The sequence below is a fragment of the Chitinophaga solisilvae genome, assembly GCF_009928525.1.
Lineage (GTDB): Bacteria > Bacteroidota > Bacteroidia > Chitinophagales > Chitinophagaceae > Chitinophaga > Chitinophaga solisilvae.
The window spans coordinates 257,581-277,433 of the sequence record NZ_JAABOK010000003.1 but is presented as its reverse complement, the minus strand read 5'-3'; the positions used below and the strand labels follow the sequence as shown (position 1 = coordinate 277,433).

General features: G+C 47.9%; 21 protein-coding genes. 9 read left to right on the top strand and 12 right to left on the bottom strand.

Annotated features, from left to right (window positions below; genetic code table 11):
* Positions 1-17 precede the first annotated feature (17 nt).
* The 9 genes from kdpA to GWG06_RS07100 all read right to left on the bottom strand — a co-directional run bounded on the left by kdpA (position 18) and on the right by GWG06_RS07100 (position 10,027).
* Positions 18-1,736: a potassium-transporting ATPase subunit KdpA gene (kdpA, locus tag GWG06_RS07140; protein WP_160712259.1), complete on the bottom strand. Its 1,719-nt coding sequence runs from the start codon at positions 1,734-1,736 to the stop codon at positions 18-20.
* 50 nt (positions 1,737-1,786) lie between these two features.
* Positions 1,787-1,864 (bottom strand): potassium-transporting ATPase subunit F, encoded by a 78-nt coding sequence (locus tag GWG06_RS30815; protein WP_160712615.1) that lies wholly within the window; start codon positions 1,862-1,864, stop codon positions 1,787-1,789.
* A 111-nt stretch (positions 1,865-1,975) separates the two neighbouring features.
* Complete coding sequence (locus GWG06_RS07130) at positions 1,976-2,317, bottom strand: DUF7674 family protein (protein WP_127034768.1); 342 nt, start codon at positions 2,315-2,317, stop codon at positions 1,976-1,978.
* Between the two features lie 187 nt (positions 2,318-2,504).
* Positions 2,505-3,098, bottom strand: coding sequence for a hypothetical protein (locus tag GWG06_RS07125; protein ID WP_160712257.1), 594 nt, complete (start codon positions 3,096-3,098; stop codon positions 2,505-2,507).
* Positions 3,076-4,260: a hypothetical protein gene (locus tag GWG06_RS07120; protein ID WP_127034764.1), complete on the bottom strand. Its 1,185-nt coding sequence runs from the start codon at positions 4,258-4,260 to the stop codon at positions 3,076-3,078. The genes GWG06_RS07125 and GWG06_RS07120 overlap by 23 nt, the downstream gene beginning before the upstream one ends.
* 163 nt (positions 4,261-4,423) lie before the next feature.
* Positions 4,424-4,639, bottom strand: coding sequence for a putative antibiotic biosynthesis monooxygenase (locus tag GWG06_RS07115; protein WP_127034762.1), 216 nt, complete (start codon positions 4,637-4,639; stop codon positions 4,424-4,426).
* A 33-nt stretch (positions 4,640-4,672) separates the two neighbouring features.
* The gene (locus tag GWG06_RS07110) at positions 4,673-5,008 is read right to left on the bottom strand and encodes a hypothetical protein (protein ID WP_202182970.1); all 336 of its coding nucleotides are present in this window, start codon (positions 5,006-5,008) and stop codon (positions 4,673-4,675) included.
* 215 nt (positions 5,009-5,223) lie between these two features.
* Positions 5,224-8,961 (bottom strand): SNF2-related protein, encoded by a 3,738-nt coding sequence (locus tag GWG06_RS07105; protein ID WP_127034760.1) that lies wholly within the window; start codon positions 8,959-8,961, stop codon positions 5,224-5,226.
* 271 nt (positions 8,962-9,232) lie between these two features.
* Positions 9,233-10,027, bottom strand: a complete 795-nt coding sequence (locus GWG06_RS07100; protein ID WP_160712255.1) for an MBL fold metallo-hydrolase — start codon at positions 10,025-10,027, stop codon at positions 9,233-9,235.
* Positions 10,028-10,221: 194 nt separating this feature from the next.
* On the opposite strand from GWG06_RS07100, the gene GWG06_RS07095 reads away from it, so the two are divergent.
* A complete protein-coding gene (locus GWG06_RS07095; RefSeq protein ID WP_127034756.1) occupies positions 10,222-11,112 on the top strand; it encodes an AraC family transcriptional regulator in 891 nt (296 codons plus the stop codon).
* 83 nt (positions 11,113-11,195) lie between these two features.
* The gene (locus GWG06_RS07090; protein ID WP_160712253.1) at positions 11,196-11,570 is read left to right on the top strand and encodes a DoxX family protein; all 375 of its coding nucleotides are present in this window, start codon (positions 11,196-11,198) and stop codon (positions 11,568-11,570) included.
* A gap of 96 nt (positions 11,571-11,666) precedes the next feature.
* Here the strand turns inward: GWG06_RS07090 and GWG06_RS07085 are convergent, their stop codons facing one another.
* Positions 11,667-12,389 carry a 2-phosphosulfolactate phosphatase gene (locus GWG06_RS07085; RefSeq protein ID WP_127034752.1) on the bottom strand — a complete coding sequence of 241 codons (723 nt, stop codon included), beginning with the start codon at positions 12,387-12,389 and terminating at the stop codon, positions 11,667-11,669.
* A gap of 17 nt (positions 12,390-12,406) precedes the next feature.
* The gene (locus GWG06_RS07080) at positions 12,407-12,880 is read right to left on the bottom strand and encodes an SRPBCC family protein (protein ID WP_127034750.1); all 474 of its coding nucleotides are present in this window, start codon (positions 12,878-12,880) and stop codon (positions 12,407-12,409) included.
* A 10-nt stretch (positions 12,881-12,890) separates the two neighbouring features.
* Here GWG06_RS07080 and GWG06_RS30555 point away from each other — a divergent pair, with 10 nt between their 5' ends.
* Entirely contained in the window at positions 12,891-13,043 is a 153-nt protein-coding gene (locus tag GWG06_RS30555) for a hypothetical protein (RefSeq protein ID WP_235938189.1), read from the top strand.
* On the opposite strand, the gene gcvT is transcribed toward GWG06_RS30555, so the two are convergent.
* Positions 13,040-14,128 (bottom strand): glycine cleavage system aminomethyltransferase GcvT, encoded by a 1,089-nt coding sequence (gene gcvT / locus GWG06_RS07075; RefSeq protein WP_160712251.1) that lies wholly within the window; start codon positions 14,126-14,128, stop codon positions 13,040-13,042. The two genes, GWG06_RS30555 and gcvT, sit on opposite strands and share 4 nt — an antisense overlap.
* Before the next feature lie 199 nt (positions 14,129-14,327).
* Here gcvT and GWG06_RS07070 point away from each other — a divergent pair, with 199 nt between their 5' ends.
* From GWG06_RS07070 to GWG06_RS07045, 6 genes are all read left to right on the top strand, one after another.
* Positions 14,328-15,626 carry a M28 family peptidase gene (locus GWG06_RS07070; RefSeq protein WP_160712249.1) on the top strand — a complete coding sequence of 433 codons (1,299 nt, stop codon included), beginning with the start codon at positions 14,328-14,330 and terminating at the stop codon, positions 15,624-15,626.
* Positions 15,627-15,734: 108 nt separating this feature from the next.
* Entirely contained in the window at positions 15,735-16,130 is a 396-nt protein-coding gene (locus GWG06_RS07065; protein ID WP_127034744.1) for a nuclear transport factor 2 family protein, read from the top strand.
* A gap of 12 nt (positions 16,131-16,142) precedes the next feature.
* Positions 16,143-16,553 (top strand): hypothetical protein, encoded by a 411-nt coding sequence (locus GWG06_RS07060; RefSeq protein WP_127034742.1) that lies wholly within the window; start codon positions 16,143-16,145, stop codon positions 16,551-16,553.
* A 12-nt stretch (positions 16,554-16,565) separates the two neighbouring features.
* Entirely contained in the window at positions 16,566-17,252 is a 687-nt protein-coding gene (locus GWG06_RS07055; RefSeq protein ID WP_127034740.1) for an NUDIX hydrolase, read from the top strand.
* A 221-nt stretch (positions 17,253-17,473) separates the two neighbouring features.
* A complete protein-coding gene (locus GWG06_RS07050; protein WP_160712247.1) occupies positions 17,474-18,385 on the top strand; it encodes an NUDIX domain-containing protein in 912 nt (303 codons plus the stop codon).
* 12 nt (positions 18,386-18,397) lie between these two features.
* Positions 18,398-19,813, top strand: a complete 1,416-nt coding sequence (locus GWG06_RS07045) for a nicotinate phosphoribosyltransferase (RefSeq protein ID WP_160712245.1) — start codon at positions 18,398-18,400, stop codon at positions 19,811-19,813.
* Positions 19,814-19,853: the final 40 nt, after the last annotated feature.

Here is a 19,853-nt window from a genome sequence, read left to right as displayed (position 1 = left end):
TAGTCGTTATTGATTTATCATCTGTACAGGGAAAAATACTCTGCGATAGGACCTAATGCCAGTGCAGGGAAATAAGCCAGCGCTGTCAGTATCACGATTACGGCAAATGTCATTACACCGAAAGTGAGTGAGTCTGTTCTCAGCGTACCTGCCGATGCAGGCACATATTTTTTAGAAGCCATCAGGCCGGCAATGGCCAGCGGACCTACGATTGGCAGGAAGCGGCCCAGTATCAGCACGAATCCGGTAGACACGTTCCAGAATATATTTCCATCTCCCAGTCCTTCGAAACCGGAGCCGTTGTTGGCATTGGCAGAAGTATACTCATACAGCATTTCAGAGAAGCCATGATAGCCGGGATTATTCAGCCAGGCCGATGGTTTCACTGCCCAGTTGGCATCCGGATGATGCGCCAGTACATAGGATGACAGCGCCGTACCTGCCAGTATCAGGAAGGGAGACAGCAGTGTAATCAGTGCCGCAATTTTCACTTCCCGCGCTTCCAGCTTATGCCCCATGAACTCAGGCGTACGGCCCACCATCAGGCCGGAGATGAATACCGCAATGATGATATAGATGTAATAGTTGAGGATACCCACACCGCAACCGCCGTAGAAGCAGTTCAGCATCATGCCCAGCAGCTGCATCATACCGGTGAGCGGCATAGTGCTGTCGTGCCAGCCACACACAGATCCGGTGGAGATGATCGTAGTAACAGTACTCCAGTAACCGGTGGCAGCAGGGCCGAAGCGGACTTCCTTGCCTTCCATGGCGCCGGTAGCCTGCTGTACACCCATCTGCGCAATAGCCGGGTTACCATTGATTTCTGCCTGCATGGAAGGTATGAGCAGACATAACATACCGATGGTCATAATACCGAAGATGACATAAGCGAATTTGCGCCGGTTGATGAACATGCCCAGTGCAAACACCAATGCGATGGGTATGACCACCTGCGCCACCATTTCAGTAGCCCAGGTAATATAGGTAGGGTTCTCCAGCGGATGTGCCGAGTTGGCGCCAAACCATCCGCCCCCATTGGTTCCCAGGTGCTTGATGGCGACGAAACCAGCTGCAGGTCCTCGGGATACGTTAACAGTATCGCCCTGCATGGTTACCACAGTATCTTTACCGGCATAACTGGCAGGCGTTCCGTTAAATATCAGTATCAGCGCAATCACTACGCTGAATGGTAACAGTATACGGGTAATGGACTTCAGGAAGAACTCCCAGAAGTTACCAAGTTTGGTAGTAGTTTTTTCCTTAAAGGCTTTGAAAACCACTATCAGTGCAGCAATACCGGTGGCGGCGCTTACAAACTGCAGGAAGGCCAGCACAAATAATTGTGTGAAGTAGGTAACGCCGGATTCGCCGGAGTAGTGCTGCAGGTTGCAGTTCACCACAAAGCTGATGGCGGTGTTAAATGCCAGATCGGCGGACTGACCGGGATTTCCATCCGGGTTCAGCGGCAGCTTGTCCTGGAACATCAATGCAAAAAATGCATATACAAACCACACCATATTAATAGTCAGGAGTGCTTTGAGATGCTCTTTCCAGGTCATTTCCTCTTTGGGATTGATACCCGATATTTTATAGAACAGCCGTTCCAGCGGCGCCATAAAATCTGACCAGGTTCTCTCACCTTTGAATACTTTTACAATGTACCTCGCCAAAGGCCAGGCCAGTAGCAGTGTTAGTCCATAGGTGGCAATAACGCCTAAAATTTCTGTTGTCATTTCTATAGTTAGTTAAAACGTTGCGTGTAGCCGCATAGGTTAGGTGGCTCTCAGAATTTCTCAGGTTTCAGTAATACATAAATCATGTAGCCGAAAACAAGTATTGATAACACGAATAATGAAGTCATAAATGAAGAGGTGTTTATATCTTTTCGAAATAGTCTACTGATTTAAAGAATACTGCAAAACAAGCCAGTCCTGCCAGTACGAGCAAAATGGTCATCATCATAAAAAATGTTTTATATCGCGGTGGTTTGTAAATACTGTGTTCTTACCGATTTCAGGGATAATGGCAGCAGCGCGGAATGGCGGGTACACAGTACCGGAGACAGTGCAAAGAGAAACACGCTTTCGATGGCATTGCGCAGCACCCCGCTGCCATTGCGGTACAGCACCCCCGCAATGGTAAAGCAACGTTTAACTTCTTCCAGGTGGTTCTGCCGGATCATACTGCCGGTGTAATCAGCAAAGGTGTGGATAACGCTGGTGATCCTCTCTTTTGCCGCTATCTGCTGCATAGGAAAGGATAAAGCCGGAATCTGCTGACCGATTAACTGTGAGATTTTCGAATCTGGTAACATGATGATCAAATATTTTGATACAGTTACCGGTAATACCAGCGGGGTGCCAGTAATAAAAAAAGCATTGAAAAAAAGCGATATTCAGCTGATTTTCAATGCTATAAATAAATGGATAGGTAAAATAGGGAAGGATATAAAACGGATAAACCATGCAGAATCTGAAGGGTATCTTCAGAAACGGAAGGGTTTATAATTTCTTTTTTCCGAAGTGGTAGTTGATATGAAACATACCTACTGAACCGAAACGGAACTCATAAAATGTTTTATCTGCATCCGGATCAAATGACTTCGGGTCGTCCGGCAGGCTATAAAATGCATTCAGCGTTACCTCTGTAGAGAGAGAAATATGTTTGTTGAAAAAGTACTGCACTCCCACCACCGGACCTATTCCCAGCTTCCAGTAGGAACCGGAAAGATTATTATGATGCCCGAAAGCGGCATACAGGTCACCGCCGCCATATAAGCGCCAGTTATCAATAGCGGCTCCCCACTGGTGCCCCAGGCGGCCTTCCGGATATAAGCCCATAGAGCTTTTGTCGGACAATGCCATATTGAATGCGGCGCGCACAGCCCGGTTAGGCCGGTAATGCCAGCGGTAATTCAGCAGGTAAGAATCGGCATTACGTTTCAGGAAGGTGAGGATGTTCGCTACATCAATTCCCAGTTCATGCTGATAACGGTAACGCACCACCGTAGAATCCTGGGAAAAAACAGCGGTGCTGACGAACGTCAGTACCGCTGTAATCAATAGTTTCAGTTTATTTTTTGCCGATCCAGCCACTCACTTTGTTTTTAATGTTCACTATCTTCTTAGCGAAGCTACCTTTGGACTGAGCAGTGCGCTCAAACCAGTTTTCCACATCAGTACCAAAGTCAGGCTGCAGCACAGCTTTCAGGTCTTTGATAAAAGCCTCGGTGTATACAGATGCTTTCTCTGAGGTTTTGTCTTTGTAGAAGATCACCATTTCCTGACCGTTATTATTGTCTTTCAGTTTCAGCTGACCGATTTCCTGGTCTTTTGAAAATGCGCTGAGGTTGAATACGGTATTGAATTTATCTGCGCTGGCGCCATCGGGCAGCAGGAAGTAGCTTTTCGCATCCAGGGCGCCTTTCAGGGTCAGGTTACCTTGTTTCAGGGCGCCTTCTACAGCGATCAGGTCTTCTTCAATATCCAGGTTATTGTAGTCATTATCCTTGAAAGTCACTTTCGCATTGAGTGCGGTAGCGTTATCCCCAACGGCCAGCAGCCTGGTGGCTACGTCAAACTGAGTGTCGCTGAGTTTGGTCACTTTCACGGCAAAGTCTACCGGCTTCAGTTTCAGCAGCAGTTGAATATTGGAAGGGATAGGGAAGTTACCGGTGCTGAATTCAGCGTTGAAGGTCAGCGTCAGCAGTTCGTCGGCGCCTTTCTTCAGGTTTGCTTTAATAGCGGTAGGGAGGTATACATCTTTCATGTTTACCTTATACTTACCATCTTTATACTCGGAGATTTTGAATACGTAATCGTTGGTGGCAGAAGCCGGATCTGCCGGGAATTTCACGGTGATATCACTGGCGGCAGTTTTTACAAATTTCTTCGTTTGTGCGTTCCAGGTATATTCACCGGAATATCTGGAGAAGTCGAAACGGCTGGTTTCAGGATCCAGTTCAAAGCCTAAAAAAGCCATATCCAGAGCGTCTGTCAGGTCGTCCATCCAGACTTCATTCTTAATCTGACCATTTTCCAGGCCAATTGTTTTGAATAGGGAGCGTACCATCTGGCCATCGCTCAGGTTTTTAACCCCCTGTACCAGTTCTTTGCTGGTAGCGGTAATAGCGGCTTTGTCTTCTGCAACAGTTGTTGGCGGATTATCGATGTTACCATCCTTTTTGGAAGTACAGGCAGCCATTGCCAGCACCAGGCCAGCACCGGCCAGTGTTTTACTGAATCTGTTCAGCATCATAGGTAGAGATAATTAATATGGATAAAAATTAAGAACGCAAGATAGTGTTCCATTTTTTATTTTAGAATTATCCTACATGTATAAAAAAATCATGGTAAGTTGAATTTCAGCACCTACCTCATGTCAAACACTTACAAAAACCGCCGGAAAAAGAGCACTTTATCTAGTGCTCCAGCCAGCGTTGAAAACGTTTGGATAAAAAGGGAACGATAAAATATACCATCAGCGGCACTACTACCATAGTGGATACCAGCGTGCGCAGGGGTAATACAGGTATATGTTCCAGCAGACTGCCGGCAAGGGCAAAAAATATAGTGATGGTGGGGTAAATGGCTGTCCATACCAGCACAGCCATCTTCCATTTTTTAGGTGCTTGCATAATGAAAGGGTGTAATAATGGTGAAGAAAAAAATCAATTGAAAATATCGTAGGAAGAAGATGCCAGCTGCATTACTTCTATCTGAGGAGCTGTTTCCAGGCCGCTGTCATCGCGTTGCTGCTGGAAACTTTTAAAAACGGGCAGGTTCAGTAACAGCTGCTGAGCTGTGGCATTTTTGAATATAGCCAGGTGGGTAAACGTTTTGCCATCGTCGCCAATCAGGGCACTATAGCGGATATCAGGGTTATTCAGCGCACGCACTTCCTGTAAGGCGGCATCAATATTCTGCTGGTTCTGACGCGCAAAAGACGCTTTCACCGTATAGGTAACTTTTACAATAATCAGTTCGGAGACATTAATCTGTGTCATGTTCGTAATTTTTATGTTTTTAACGATTGTTCTCTGATAAGACACAACGGAAAAACAAAACGTGACAACAACAAGGAATTATTTGAGATTTGGTTATTTGAGATTTGGTTATTTAAAATGCAGCGGAGACCTAAGCATAAATATTTGCTCAGATCTCCGCTGCATTTTAAATAATTAAATCTCAAATAATCAAATCTCAAATAAAACGCTCTCCATTAACTGAAGAGATACAACACGTCTTCTTTGGTGAGTTTCTTTACGAAGCCGCTATCGTCGGAGATGATTTCTTTTACGAGTGATTTTTTACGCTCCTGGAGCTGCAGGATTTTTTCTTCTACGGTATCCTTACATATCATGCGGTAGGCAAAGATGTTCTTTGTCTGGCCAATACGGTGGGTACGGTCAATGGCCTGCTGCTCCACGGCGGGGTTCCACCAGGGATCTACGATGTATACGTAGTCTGCAGCGGTGAGGTTAAGACCTACGCCACCGGCTTTCAGGGAGATGAGGAATACGCGGCATTCATCATTATGCTGGAAGTTCTGGATGGCTTTTTCACGTTCCATGGTAGAGGTGCTGCCATCGAAATACTCGTATGGTATTTTCATGTGCTGCAGTCTTTCCCGGATCAGGCCCAGCATGCCCAGGAACTGTGAAAACACCAGTACTTTATGGTTGCCGATGTTCTCGGATATTTCGCGGGTCAGCTCATGGAGTTTCACTGAATGGTTCGGATACTGTTCCGTATCATTCAGGATAGCCGGGGAATCGCATATCTGGCGCAGTTTCATGAGGCCCTGCAGGATGGTGAGCTGGGAGCGTTCCATACCCTGGTCTTCAATAACACCCAGAATTTTGGAACGGTAAGTATTGCGGTAGGCATCATAGATGTGACGCTGTTCCGCATCCATCTCACAAAAGATGACGGTTTCAATTTTATCCGGCAGGTCTTTGGCTACCTGTTCCTTGGTACGGCGCAGTATAAACGGATATATCAGTTTACGCAGGTGTTCTTTTCTTTCCTCATCCTGGAATTTATCGATGGGGGTGGCAAATTCATTCCGGAAGAAATCAACGCTGCCCAGCATACCGGGGTTGAGGAAGTTCATCTGCGCGTAAATATCGAAGGTATTGTTCTGCATGGGTGTACCACTCAGCGCCAGCCTGTTTTTGGTGTGCAGCAGCTGGGCTGCTTTGGTCACTTTGGACTGCGGATTCTTGATCGCCTGGGATTCATCGAGTATCACATAGTCGAATTCCAGTTTCATGAGCGTCTGTATATCGCTGCGCAGGGTGCCGTAGGTGGTGATGATTACATCAAATTTGGCCAGCTCGCCGGAATCTTTCAGGCGGGTAGGGCCATGATGAATATGGTGTTTGATTTCCGGGGTAAATTTCCGGATCTCATTTTCCCAGTTATATATCAGGGTGGTAGGGCAAACTACCAGCGCCATGCATTTACCGCCGTTTTTGTTCTTGTAGTATTGTACGAAGGTAAGCGCCTGGATGGTTTTACCAAGCCCCATGTCATCCGCGAGGATACCGCCCCATTTGATTTCATCGAGGTAGTTGAGCCACTGGAAACCGCTTTCCTGGTAAGGGCGCAGGGTGGCCTGCAGGTTATGCGGCAGGGAGATGTTGCGGATTTCATCAAACTGCAGCAGCTTCTTGCGTTTTTGTTCCAGTTCTATTACTACGGCTTCATCATCGATAAACTCGTACAGTTCATCAATAACGCTGAAGTTGTATTTGCTGAGTTTAAGTCCTTTGTCTTTTTCTTCGCCGACTTTAAACAGCAGGGAGTATTTGCGCAGCCATTCTTCCGGCAGCAGCCCCAGGGAGCCGTCCGCCAGTTGCACATAGTTTTGTTTGTTGGCCAGCGCGTTTTTAATATCCTTGATGCTTACTTTCTGGTCGCCGTACAATACTTCAATCTGGGCGTCAAACCAATCGATACCGGAGCTGATCTGCAGGTTTGTAACGGGTTTATGCGAGCTGAATTTGAAGTTACGCAGGTTATCGAAGCCGAAAACGCGCACATTCATTTCTTTCAGGGCGTCGAAGAAGAGGAAGAACCAGTTGTTCTTCAGCGCTTCTTTGGCGCGCAGATAGAAGTAGTTGTGGTTATCGTGCTGCGCGAAGTTGGTATGCAGCGTGCGCAGTTTATTGACAAATTCTTCTTCCGCTTCCTTGTTCCGGTGGATGATCAGTACTTTATTACCTTCCTGAACGGTGATTTTGCTTTCATCGTTCCATTCCACTTCCTGTCCGCGGTAAGCGAACCCCGGCTGGATGATAAATGTTTCGCCCAGTTCTTTCAGATATACACGGCATTCCGGCGCAATATCGCTGACTTCCGCCAGCAGGCCTTTATCGAAGCGTATATCGTATTGTCTGCTGAGTGGCAGCAGATAATCTTTCAGGTAGGCCGGCCATTCCCGGTTGGGGATGAGCAGTTTTCCCTTCTGCCTGAAAAGCTCTACGTGCAGGGCATCCTGCGGGCTTTCAAAAAGGTAGATAACGTTCTGGTAGAGGAACAGGATAGGGCTGTCCCACATATTTTCAGACACATTGATCATTTCGCCTTCGATGGACACGAAGCAGTTCACTTCCACGTTGGTATTGCCCGTAGTGGTGGTGATGACGAGCTTCAGTCTTTCAGCGCCGATCTGCAAGTGCTGTAAGTTCTTTGTTTTAAACTGCTGCCTGTTGGGCAGGTAGAATACCAGGCCCTGTTCTGCCAGCTGCGGGAACAGTTTGGCCAGTTTAGGGTGCAGGTATTCGAGCATCAGTTCTTTCGTTTCAGTGGGAAGTTCTTCCGCATTTTCATGGGTGATATTTTCCCAGATGCCTGCAAACGGAGAATTTTTGCTGAGGAATTTGCTGACTTCCGCGCTCTGTAATTTTCGTATAGGCGCTATCAGTTCCCTGTCTTTTTCCTTGTATTGATAGAAGTCAACGTATTTGGTAAGGTCCAGTTTGCTGGCTAGGGTCACGAAGGCGTTTTGGTCTTCGTTTACTTCACCGCTGACGATATCTATTTTAAAGTAAGGGTATAATGTTTCGTTGGCATTGAAAACAGCTGCCAGCCGTTGAGATACGGTGATGGTTTCTTCCGGCGGGGGCGGAGCGGTCACCTGCTGCCGGCCTGCCGCCTGTCCGTCTACCCGTTTGATACTGGGATCCAGCACGCGCAGGAAGGGCTTGCCATCCATATAGGAGAAGGCAAATTTACCATCCAGGTCGTCTGTCAGTGAGTAACCGTATAAAGAGAGCAGTTTATTCTTTTCCTTATCCCAGTTGCGCAGGGTGTCAAAGTAAAACGGACCGTGTTGCTGCAGCAATTGCAGGAACAGGGCGGTTTTATGTACGCACAGGGCATGATCTGTTTCATCGCAGGTACAGTGCGTATCAAAGAAACGCTCTTCATTGCGCTGGATAATCAGGGGATATTCCTTTTTATCCACTTTGAGCAGGGCTTCCACCTTTTCGTCCTTAGCCTGTTTGATGACGGCAGGGTGCTGTTTGGCGATAGTTTCCGCCTGTGACAGGATAGTGCTGGAAGTGAGCAGTTTGATCGTTTTAATATCGATGGATTTCATTTTAATCAGCGTGTGCTGCTGATCAAACTGCGTATCAAAGCTTTCAAAGTGATTTTTGTCCAGCATCTCCTGAAGCTGGAACAGCGCAGCCGCCTCATGCCGGCAAATGTCGCCCAGGTTATAGGGACATTGGCAACGTATGGACATACCGCTGGTTTCTCCGTACTTATTGATGGAAACGCGGTAGTAATTGGCATGGGTGTCGCTCTTGACGCGGAAAGTAGCCGTTTTCAATACCGGGTCAGCTTCAATCAGTTCCACTCCTCCGGTAGAAAAAATACGCTTCCCCCTGCGGATCACTTCATCAGTGCCGTTATTGTAGACATATTTGAGCAAATGGGGTAGCGACATACTTTTATCGTTGTTGCCTGCTTTTATTATCAACCTACGGGGTAAATAAATATATCAAAAATCTTTAACCGCTGATAAAAAGGCAATCCACAAAAGTAAGCAGAAATCTGAAATAAACCGCAGCTATATCTCCCGGTTTCGCCAAGTTCCCTATGGCAGCATACCGGCTACAGGCTGCTGCCATAAAGCAACCGGAGAAATTTCCAAACAGTACTTTTTTACTACTGTTTATCAATAAATTACAATTGTATCATTCAAAAAATTAATTTTTCTACCGGATATGCTGCAGGTACCTTTTCACAGAAAAATCCATGGCATCCCTGGCTCCGCTGAGGATATATTTACCAAATGCGCCATACATGGCCGTATAATCCAGGGGCTGAACCGCCTCGTGGATGGTCCTGATTTCGGCAGCATTCAGCGGTACATTATTAGGATAACTATACATAAACGACACCGTTTTACGGTCTGTAGACACCTGAATCACATCACCTACCAGCAGCGCGCCCTTATTGGCCGGAGTATACAGCACATTGGCACCGGGGAAGTGACCACCGCAAAGTACCAGCTTCATACCACCCCACAATGACAGCTCACGGCCTTCCCATAGCTTAATTACGGCATCGTGGCGGCCCAGCCACTTTTCATCCAGCTTGTGCACATATACCGGCACATTGCCAAAGGCGTGGCTCCACTCCACAATAGTTGAAAAATAATGCGGATGCGAGAGGGCTATAGCCCGGATACCTCCCAGCTTGTTAATTATAGAAATCGTTGAGGCGTCCAGGTTAGTAATACAGTCCCACAGGATATTGCCCTCCGGCGTAATCAGCAGGTGCGCCCGCTGGCCTATACCAAAATCGGGCGTGGTGTAAATAGCATAGATATCCGGCGCTACCAGCTCTATAATATTCTTATGCCGCCTGGTTACCTGATCCAGCGTGGTCCAGCTCTGGCCGGCAGGGTTTACATACTGGCGGTCATCTTCACAGATCGGGCAGTGGGCAGGCGCTTCAGCGGTAGCATCATATTGTACACCGCAGGTGGTGCAAATGAAATGTTTCATCTTTCCGGGTTTATCAGTCAAAATTGATGGGTTGTTAAATAATAAAGGCAAGCCCATTGCTGCCAGACCGCTCTGTTTGATCCAGTTTCTTCTTCCGTTGTCTGTTGCCATAATAATAAATTTTATACCCAAAATTACTGGCAGTCACTGCCCCGCTCAAGGGACATTGTTACCAATTACTTGTACTTTTGGACATGGCAAGGACCAATATTCCCACACATGCAATCCGCGAGGATCAGACAGCAGTAGCTCCATCAGGCATAAAAGATGTGATGGTGGCTGCTGTAGAAGATGAAGGTAAAATTTTCCCCAGACAGTATCCTCATCGTCATAACTATTATGAAATATTGCTGCTGAATAACAGCAGCGGCGTACACCATATTGACTTCGTGGCTTATCCTTTTGAAGGGTCGGTAGTATTTATGTTATCGCCGGAACAGGTACACTTGCTGAACAGGGTAGGGTCTTCCGGATTTTCCGTACAGTTCAATCCTGCTTTTTTCAGCAGCGGCAATGACCCGGACAGCCAGCTGCTGGCACATTTTCTGTTCGACAACGTGCAGGCGTACCCGGTAGTATCGCTGGATGCCGCCGCCCTGACGCGGCTCTCCGGCCTGATGACGATGGCGCTGGAAGAATACAATAAGGCAGATGCCGATGCTACCGCCATGTTATTTTCGTATATCCGTGTAATACTGATGGAGATTATGCGCATCAGGCGCACACAATTGCAGGAGCCACATTTGCTGCCCGGGCTGCAGCAGACGCAGCTGCTGGAGTTCAAAAAGCTGCTGCACCGCCACTTTAACACCCTGCATGAAGTGCAGGACTACGCTGCTAAAATGCATATTACCCCACGGCAGCTGAACAGCCTGGCGCAAAAGCTGACTGGCCAAACGGCAGGCGCGCTGATCCGCGACCGCATCCTGCTGGAAGCCCGTCGCCTCCTGGTGCTGGAAGAATCATCTGTCAAGGAAATAGCCTACCAGGTAGGCTTTGAAGATCCCGCCTACTTCAACCGCTTCTTCAAAAAAAATACGGGGCAGTCGCCCCTGCAATTCCGGGAACAGGCCCGGCATGGTTGAAATGTCCTGTACAAACGCCTGTTTATCCATCTGTACAGCCCTGCGCCGGATTTAATTTTGCATCATCAATTAAATCCTACAAAATGAAAGAGAACAGACAGGCAGGCTCACTGATACTGCGTACAGGTATCGGCATATTATTTATTGTGCTGGGAATACTAAAACTGAAAGGCGGCATAGCCACCTGGACCTTCCTGGGCGGCACCCTGAAAACAATAGGTATCACGCAATGGCCCGCCTTCTGGGGATTTATGGCAGCTATCACCGAGCTGCTGGGAGGCCTTGCACTGGTAACCGGCTTCCTGATAAGGCCTTCCGCCCTCATCCTGCTACTGACCATGATAATGGCCACCATCTATAACATCTCCTCCGGAGCAGATTTCGGGCTGATTTCCTACCCCATAGCCATGTCTATTGTAATGGTCCACTTCATCGCCAACACCAGAAAAAACATTTAGTTATTTGGTTATTTGAGATTTTGTTGCTCATCATGATGTCTGCTGTACTTTCAAAGGACACCATGATGAGCAACAAAATCTCAAATAATCAAATAACTAAATGCCTATGAGTTCGCCGTCGCGGAACAGGGGGAGTATGTTGGCGCCGTCGGGGGTCAGGCAATATTGAATATCTTTTTCCAGACCATATTTAGCCAGGCGCTGGTAGTGGGAAGCCTGTTTCATGAAGGTGTGGATATCGGGTCGGGCGGCAGTATACAGGGTTTCGGCAGCGATGGCTGAATCGCAGTTAACATCGAAGTGTTGTTTGATGCGGTTTACCACAGCGCCGGCAAACAGGGTATCTTCCATGTTTACACGGTCTTTCCAGGCGGCGCAGCCCAGGATAACATTTTGTTTTTGTTCTACCAGGTAGTTGCACACGGCAGTAATATTAGGGAAGGAGCCGGTAACGATCTGAATGGCATCCTTAGCCATATGCAGCAGTTTGGTACCGTTGGTGGTAGTGAGCACCAGGGTTTTGTTTTCGATAAATTCCCTGGGATATTCGAAGGGGGAGTTACCGTGTACAAGGCCTTCGGCTACTCTGCCATCGCGTTCGCCGGCGGTGATGCCGTCGATAGCGCGGCCGATATTTACGCATTCTTCCACAGTAGCTACCGGTATAACCCTGGAAGCGCCGTTGTACAGGGCTGTGCAGATGGTAGAGGTAGCGCGCAGTACATCTATGATGACTACGATACTGTTTTTCACATCAAATAAATGTAACAGCGCCGGAGATAAACATACTTCCAGGCTCGGTTTGTTGCTTTCTGTCATTCAATAGCTTTTATGCATTAATCAAGGACTACCCGCCACTTCTCGCTCTCTGCGTAATCCTTAATAACTTCATTCCGGACCTGCAGCAGCTTTGTCATATATCTTTGCAGGTAAATCCGTTCAAATACTCTTCCGAACCAGCCGTAAGGCGTACCAAAATCCATGATATCTATCATTACCGTGCCGTTGCCGATTTCCCGGAAATGGTGCTGGTGCTTCATGTGGGTGAAGTCGCCCTCCGTCATTTCATCAGTGAAGGAATCATGTTCCTGCATGGCTGTAATTTTAGTTGTCAGCTCTCTCATCTTACCCAGGTGCTTGGCCCGCCAGGTGACAGTTTCATTGTATAATATGAGGCCGTTGGTGCGGCCTTTGACAGCTTCTTCCTGCAAATGAGTCATGCTGCGTTTATGCAGTGTAATGCTCCTGCTGAGGTCATACACCCTTGCCAGCGGGGCATGGATAACGGTGGTCAAATGAATAGTAGGCATAGATATGGTAATGATTATAATAACTCCTGTTATACGCAGGCTTCCCGTGAAATACAAAGGAGAGAAGGCGGCAGCGCATCAGCAGCGTTGCGGCTTTACCTGTTTTGCAATACAGCGGGAAGCCCGGCTAACGAAATTAACAACTTTCACCGGCTATTCCTAGCCCAGGAAAGGCACTTTCACCACTTTAGCCTTCAGCGCCTTGTCTCTTACGGCAATGAATATCTCTGAATCCAGCGCTGCAAACGGCGTTTTCACATAGCCCAGGCCAATAGCCTTTCCAAGAGAAGGGGATTGGGTACCTGAAGTTACGCGGCCGATGACATTGCCCTGTGCGTCTTTGATTTCGTAGTCGTGGCGGGCGATACCTTTATCCAGCATTTCAAATCCTACCAGTTTCTGCTGTGCACCTTCTGCTTTCTGTTTTTCGAAGATAGCGCGGGAAGGGAAGTCTTTGGTGAATTTGGTGATCCAGCCCAGACCAGCTTCCATAGGGGAGGTACGGTCATCAATATCATTACCATACAGGCAGAAACCCATTTCCAGGCGGAGGGTATCGCGCGCGCCCAGGCCAATTGGCTTCAGGCCTTTTGGTCCGCCTGCAGCGAAAATAGCATCCCAGATTTTATCAGCAGCGCCGTCGGTATCTTCAAAATAAATTTCGATACCACCGGAGCCGGTATAGCCGGTAGCGCTGATGATTACATTCGGTACACCTGCAAATACGCCTTTCGCGAAGGTGTAGTATTTCAGGTTTACAATGTCCACATCGGTGAGCGGCTGTAAAATGCTGGTGGCGTTAGGTCCCTGGATGGCCAGCAGACAGGTTTTATCGGAAATGTTGTGCATTTCCACCTGCTGTGTATTGAACTGGCTGATCCAGTTCCAGTCCTTTTCGATATTGCTGGCGTTTACTACCAGCATATAAACCTTGTTTTCTTCAATGCAGTATACGAGCAGGTCATCTACCAGACCGCCTTCGTTGTTGGGCAGGGAGCTGTACTGCGCCTTGCCGGCCGTCAGTTTGGAGGCATCGTTGGTGGTAACACGCTGAATGAGATCCAGTGCATTTTCACCTTTCAATATAAACTCACCCATGTGACTTACATCAAACACACCGGCGTTGGTACGCACCGCCTGGTGCTCATCGTTAATTCCGGTGTAGGATATTGGCATGTTGTAACCTGCAAATGGAGCCATCTTTGCGCCCAGTGCTATGTGCTTTGCTGTAAAAGGTGTGTTTTTCATACTTTGTTTTTAAAACGGGGCAAAAATAGGGATTTGAGCATTACTAAAAATGAATTCCCGGACGCTATGACTATTCCCAGACGAAGCAAACATATTATAATTACCTGAAATACAATATTTTCCCGAAAAGTTCTGCCGCTAAAATCGTGCATGACCGGCGGTAATTCGTAATTTTGCCACAGACCCAAAAAAAGATTGCGTGAAAACAATAACCTGGCTGTTACCATTGGTAAGTATTACCATGTTCGTAAGTGCACAGAAAAAAAGTGATCGTAAAACCCTGTCAAACCTGCAACTGCACATCAACTATCTGAGCAGCGATAAGCTGGAAGGTCGTAAATCCGGCGCTCCCGGCGAACAACTGGCTGCTGCCTATATTTCTTCCCAGCTGCAGCAGCTGAATGTAGCCCCCAGGGGCGACAGTGGCTTCATGCAGACATTCACCATCAAAGAGGGCAGGGAAGCGGCAGCCAACTGCAGCATGAAAATAAATCATGAACTGCTCACCGCAGGCAAACAGTTTATTCCACTGCCTTTCAGCCCTGATAAATCCGCCAAAGGCGAAGTACTCCCCGACGCCAATGAACCGGATAACATCTGGCTGATTAATATCAACGAACTGGAGGCCGACAATAAAAAAACAAGCCTTGAACAATATTACCAGCAAACGCAGATAGCCGCCAAATCAGGCGCTACCGGCGTGATCTTCTATAACGGGAAGGAAACAGCAGCAGACGCAGAACAATGGAGCGCCACACGCCTCCCTGCCACCGCTATTCCTGCCGTGTGGGTAAATACAGACATCAGCAGGAAGCTGAGCAGCGAAGATGCCACCACCTTTCTGATAGAGATGCAGCTGGCCTTTAAAAAAGTAAAACATACCGGCACTAACGTCATCGGCTTCATTGACAATAAAGCCGCCAAAACCGTTATTATAGGCGCGCACTACGACCATGCCGGTACAGGCTTCCGCGGGGCGGATGACAATGCCAGCGGCATCGCCGCCCTGCTGGAAATTACCCGCCTGCTGAAATCTTCTTCTGTCAAAAATCATAACTTCCTGATCGTCGCCTTTTCCGGAAAGGAACAGGGCCTGTCCGGCTCCCGGTACTTTACAGCCCACAGCCCGGTAGATCTGGCACAGGTAAATTATATGATTAACCTGGACATGATTGGCCGCCTGGACCCTGCAAAGGGCCTGCAGATAGGTGGTGTAGATACCTCCCCCGGATGGCCCGGCATCATCGGCAGCATCGCCGCCAGAGAAACCAAACTCGTCTATGAACCCGGTAATACCGGCACTTCCGACCATGCTTCCTTCTACAAAAAAAATATCCCGGTGCTTTACCTCTGTACCGGCAGCCATCATGATACGCCTGCATCCGATGACAGCGCAGATAAAATCAATTACGACGGTGCACTAACCGTTGTAAAACTGGTATATGACATCATCGGCAAAACTGACAACATGGAAAAACTGGCCTTCAACAGCAAATAATCCAGCTCCGCCGGGTCCGTTTGAGACAGGATTACTGCGAATTGTATAAATTCGCAGATTGCAATTTGCAATGCATTCATCATTCGTTATAAACACCTATCCCTGTAAATGGACGAGAAGCTGGCGCTGGTTTACCGCTATTTTCAGCTGCTGGAAAATTTTTCCGCAGATCCGGTAGCATTTGCCGCCATCTTTCATCCGAATATTATTCAGACAGAATATCCTAACCAGCTATCTGCTGAAATCAAACAACGGAATTTTGAAATCATGCTGGAAAGTATGGCCACCAACAAACAGATTCTGAAGGCGCAACACTTCACCGTGGTAAAAGCCATTCAAAACGGGAACACACTGGTGGTAGAAGCAAAATGGACCGGGGAAATAGGTGTTGACGCGGGAAAATTCCGCCGCGGACAAATAATGAATGCGTTTATTTGCACCGTGATCGAATTCCGGGACGGTAAAATTTACCGGCAACGCAATTATGATTGCTACGAACATTAAAGTACTCAGCTCATGAAAAGTATATTATCATGCATCCTCGCCGCCTGCGCATTATTTGCGTGTAACCCTACCCGTAATGACGGGCACCAGGTAAATAAGGAAGCGTACGACGTGATTACAGAGAAATGCTATGTATACCGGGAATCCAAACCCGCGCCGGGTCCGCTGACAGATTCTGTACTGGCGCTCCGCAGCCAGATTACCGGCTACCTGGAACAACAGGGGTTCAAGGCGCATATTGCCGGGAAAGACAGCCTGTTGTTTCACCGCGCCAACGGACAGGAAGTGATTATTGAGCTGCCCGTTCCCACCAACGTATGGGAACAACACACCATCATCGTTTTCGATCCGGTAAAAAATCCTTTATTCGTAAATTTACATAAAGGCACCGGCCAGATAGAACATTATATTCAAGCAAAATAATCTGTAATCAGTTTGCCAGTAAAACAGAACATCCGGCTAACCGTAGATGCGGTGGTATTCGGATATATTCCCAAAGAAGGTATCGTGGTGCTGCTGATCAAGCGCACCATAGAACCGTATCTCCACAGCTGGGCGCTGCCCGGCGGCTTCGTACTGGACGAAGAATCACTGGAAACCGCCGTTACCCGTGAACTGCTCACCGAAGCCGGCGTTAATATCAATTACCTGGAACAACTGTATACGTTCGGACTCCCCGGCCGCGATCCCAGAGGCAGAGTTGTGTCTATCGCCTACTTCGGACTGGTAAATCCTACCAATTTTAAGCTGGCAGCCAGTTCTGACGCTGAAGACGCCAAATGGTTCAACATCAAGGACCTGCCGGATCTCGCCTTTGACCACGCTACTATCATCGATGTTGCCGTACAGCGCCTCCGCAATAAAATCCGCTACGAACCTATCGGCTTTGAACTGCTCGATAAAAAATTCCCCATCGCCGATCTCGAAAAATTATACGAAACCTTACTTGACCGCCCCATTGACCGCCGCAACTTCCAGAAAAAAATAAATCACCTCGGCATCCTCATCGCCCATAATGAAAAGCAAAAACAGGTTTCCCAGGGACGCCCGGCTAAACTGTTCAGCTTCGATGAAGCCCGGTATTTTAAGCTGAAGAAAGAAGGGATGGCGTTTGAGATTTGAGTTATTTTATTATTTTATTATTTGAGATTTTGACACCAATACCGGTTTGCGTCTGTGCCTGTAGGTACAAGAGCAGCCCAGTATTGGTGTCAAAATCTCAAATAATAAAATAATAAAATAACTCTGCTATTCGTAATTCATGTATTATTTACACAAATAAATTTTGCGCTTTCAAATTCGCATTCTATATTTGTGTAACAATTACACAAAATAATGTGGATATGCAAAACACAAAGCCCACAGGAGTTATTATAGCCAGGTTCCAGACGCCCTCCCTTCATGAAGGACATCTGCAGCTGATCCGGCAGGTGAAGGCAAAACACAACAGAGTGCTCATCATTCTGGGCGTCAGCCCCGTAAAAGGCAGCAGGAAAAATCCGCTCGATTTCTACACCCGCGAACGCATGATCAAGCAATCCTTTCCGGAAATTATTGTGCTGCCCCTCAGCGATCAGAAATACGATGCGGTATGGTCAAGCAAACTGGATGAACTGCTCACCACCAACTTCCCCCACGAAACATTTGTACTCTACGGCAGCCGCGACAGTTTCATGGATACCTACTCCGGCAAATACCCCATCGAAGCGCTGCCTCCCGTACAGGACTACAACGCCACCGCTATGCGAGAAGCCATAGCAGACAAGGTTTTTGATACGGAAGAATTCCGCGCCGGCATCATCTACAATACCTATAACCTCTTTCCTTCTGTATACGCAACGGTAGATATCGCCCTGTTCAGAAATAATAAACAACAGCTCCTCCTGGGCCGCAAACCCAACGAAAATAACTGGAGACTGCCCGGCGGATTCTCCGACCCTACAGACGATAACTTCGAAAACGCCGCCCTCAGAGAATTACAGGAAGAATGCGGCCACATGGAAACAGGCAAAATGGAATATGTTATGTCCTACCGTGTAGACGACTGGCGCTACCGCTCCGAAGCCAACAAAATCATTACCACCCTCTTCAGCACAGACCTCCTCTACGGAGAACCCGCCGCCGGCGACGATCTCGCTGAAGTACGCTGGGTAACAGTAACGGATATACCAACAATGATCGCCACCGGCGAAATAGCAGACACACACATCCCCCTGCTGAATAAACTGGTTGAAAAATATGCTCATCAAGATTAAAAAAGAACTGTCATGACAACGGAAAATCTCATCCTCCTCGCTGATGCCTACAAATACTCTCACCACAAATTATATGTTCCCGGCACCCAGCTCATTTATTCCTACCTGGAAAGCCGTGGTGGAAAGTTCGATGAAACAGTGTTCTACGGATTGCAATACTTTCTGAAAGCATACCTCGAAGGCGAAGTCATCACCAAAGAAAAACTTGATGAAGCCGAAAGCACCCTGCTGGAAGTATTTGGCCGCACCGATGTATTTGACCGCAGCCGCTTCGAATATATCATCAGCAAACACGGCGGCAGGCTCCCCGTACGCATCAAAGCGGTAGCCGAAGGCACAGTAGTACCCGTACGAAACGCCATGATGACCATCGAGAATACCGACCCCGAATGTTTCTGGCTGACCAACTTCCTGGAAACCCTGCTCATGCAGGTCTGGTACTCCTGTACCGTAGCCTCTGTTTCCAGGGAGATCAAAAAAGTAGTAAAACAATATTATGATGATACTGCCAGCGCTGCAGCTTACGCCGGTATCGACTTTGTACTGAATGACTTCGGGTTCAGAGGCGCCAGCAGTGTGGAAAGCGCCGGCATAGGAGGAAGCGCCCACCTGGTCAGCTTCGCCGGCAGCGACACCATCCCCGGCTCTGTAGTAGCAAAAAAATATTATAACGCCGCCACTGCACCGGGCCTCTCTATCCCCGCCACCGAACACTCCATCTGTACCCTGCTCGGCGAAGCCGGCGAACTGGATATCTTCAGACACGTACTCAACAATTTCCCTACCGGTACCATCGCCTGCGTATCAGATTCCTATAATATCTTCCGCGCCTGCGAAGAATACTGGGGCACCGAACTGAAAGAACAGATCCTCAGCAGGGACGGTACGCTCGTTATCCGCCCCGACAGCGGCGATCCCGTTAAAACACTCCTCGCCATCTTCGACATCCTGATGAAAAAATTCGGATTCACCACCAACGAAAAAGGCTACAAGGTACTCCCGCCACAGGTGCGCGTCATCCAGGGCGATGGCATCAGCTACTCCTCCATCCCCGGTATATTTGAAGCCCTGAAAAATGCAGGCATCAGCGCCGAAAACCTGGTACTGGGCATGGGCGGCGCACTCCTTCAGCGTGTTAACCGCGACACCCAGGAATTTGCACTCAAATGCGCCTACGCGGAAGTAAACGGCAAAGGTATCAACGTGCAGAAAATGCCTGTAGAAATGGATGCCAGCGGTAACCTCCGCACTTCTTTCAAAAAATCAAAAGCCGGCAGACTCAAACTCGTGAAAGATAACGGCTCCTTCAAAACATTACCGCTACACGAATCACCGGAGCTGGAAGATGTGATGCATACCGTATTCGAGAACGGCGTAATTACCAGAAGCTACACCTTTGAGGAAGTACGCAAAGCCGCTGCACTGTAAAAAAATATCTCTTTCCTCCATATGTAAAATACCCCGCATA

Excerpts from the sequence above, each read along its gene's own strand:
- kdpA (WP_160712259.1), bottom strand. The coding sequence starts at position 1,736 with ATGACAACAGAAATTTTAGGCGTTATTGCCACCTATGGACTAACACTG.
- GWG06_RS30815 (WP_160712615.1), bottom strand. The coding sequence starts at position 1,864 with ATGACTTCATTATTCGTGTTATCAATACTTGTTTTCGGCTACATGATT.
- GWG06_RS07130 (WP_127034768.1), bottom strand. The coding sequence starts at position 2,317 with ATGTTACCAGATTCGAAAATCTCACAGTTAATCGGTCAGCAGATTCCG.
- GWG06_RS07120 (WP_127034764.1), bottom strand. The coding sequence starts at position 4,260 with ATGATGCTGAACAGATTCAGTAAAACACTGGCCGGTGCTGGCCTGGTG.
- GWG06_RS07115 (WP_127034762.1), bottom strand. The coding sequence starts at position 4,639 with ATGCAAGCACCTAAAAAATGGAAGATGGCTGTGCTGGTATGGACAGCC.
- GWG06_RS07110 (WP_202182970.1), bottom strand. The coding sequence starts at position 5,008 with ATGACACAGATTAATGTCTCCGAACTGATTATTGTAAAAGTTACCTAT.
- GWG06_RS07105 (WP_127034760.1), bottom strand. The coding sequence starts at position 8,961 with ATGTCGCTACCCCATTTGCTCAAATATGTCTACAATAACGGCACTGAT.
- GWG06_RS07100 (WP_160712255.1), bottom strand. The coding sequence starts at position 10,027 with ATGAAACATTTCATTTGCACCACCTGCGGTGTACAATATGATGCTACC.
- GWG06_RS07095 (WP_127034756.1), top strand. The coding sequence starts at position 10,222 with ATGGCAAGGACCAATATTCCCACACATGCAATCCGCGAGGATCAGACA.
- GWG06_RS07090 (WP_160712253.1), top strand. The coding sequence starts at position 11,196 with ATGAAAGAGAACAGACAGGCAGGCTCACTGATACTGCGTACAGGTATC.
- GWG06_RS07085 (WP_127034752.1), bottom strand. The coding sequence starts at position 12,389 with ATGACAGAAAGCAACAAACCGAGCCTGGAAGTATGTTTATCTCCGGCG.
- GWG06_RS07080 (WP_127034750.1), bottom strand. The coding sequence starts at position 12,880 with ATGCCTACTATTCATTTGACCACCGTTATCCATGCCCCGCTGGCAAGG.
- GWG06_RS30555 (WP_235938189.1), top strand. The coding sequence starts at position 12,891 with ATGATTATAATAACTCCTGTTATACGCAGGCTTCCCGTGAAATACAAA.
- gcvT (WP_160712251.1), bottom strand. The coding sequence starts at position 14,128 with ATGAAAAACACACCTTTTACAGCAAAGCACATAGCACTGGGCGCAAAG.
- GWG06_RS07065 (WP_127034744.1), top strand. The coding sequence starts at position 15,735 with ATGGACGAGAAGCTGGCGCTGGTTTACCGCTATTTTCAGCTGCTGGAA.
- GWG06_RS07060 (WP_127034742.1), top strand. The coding sequence starts at position 16,143 with ATGAAAAGTATATTATCATGCATCCTCGCCGCCTGCGCATTATTTGCG.
- GWG06_RS07050 (WP_160712247.1), top strand. The coding sequence starts at position 17,474 with ATGCAAAACACAAAGCCCACAGGAGTTATTATAGCCAGGTTCCAGACG.
- GWG06_RS07045 (WP_160712245.1), top strand. The coding sequence starts at position 18,398 with ATGACAACGGAAAATCTCATCCTCCTCGCTGATGCCTACAAATACTCT.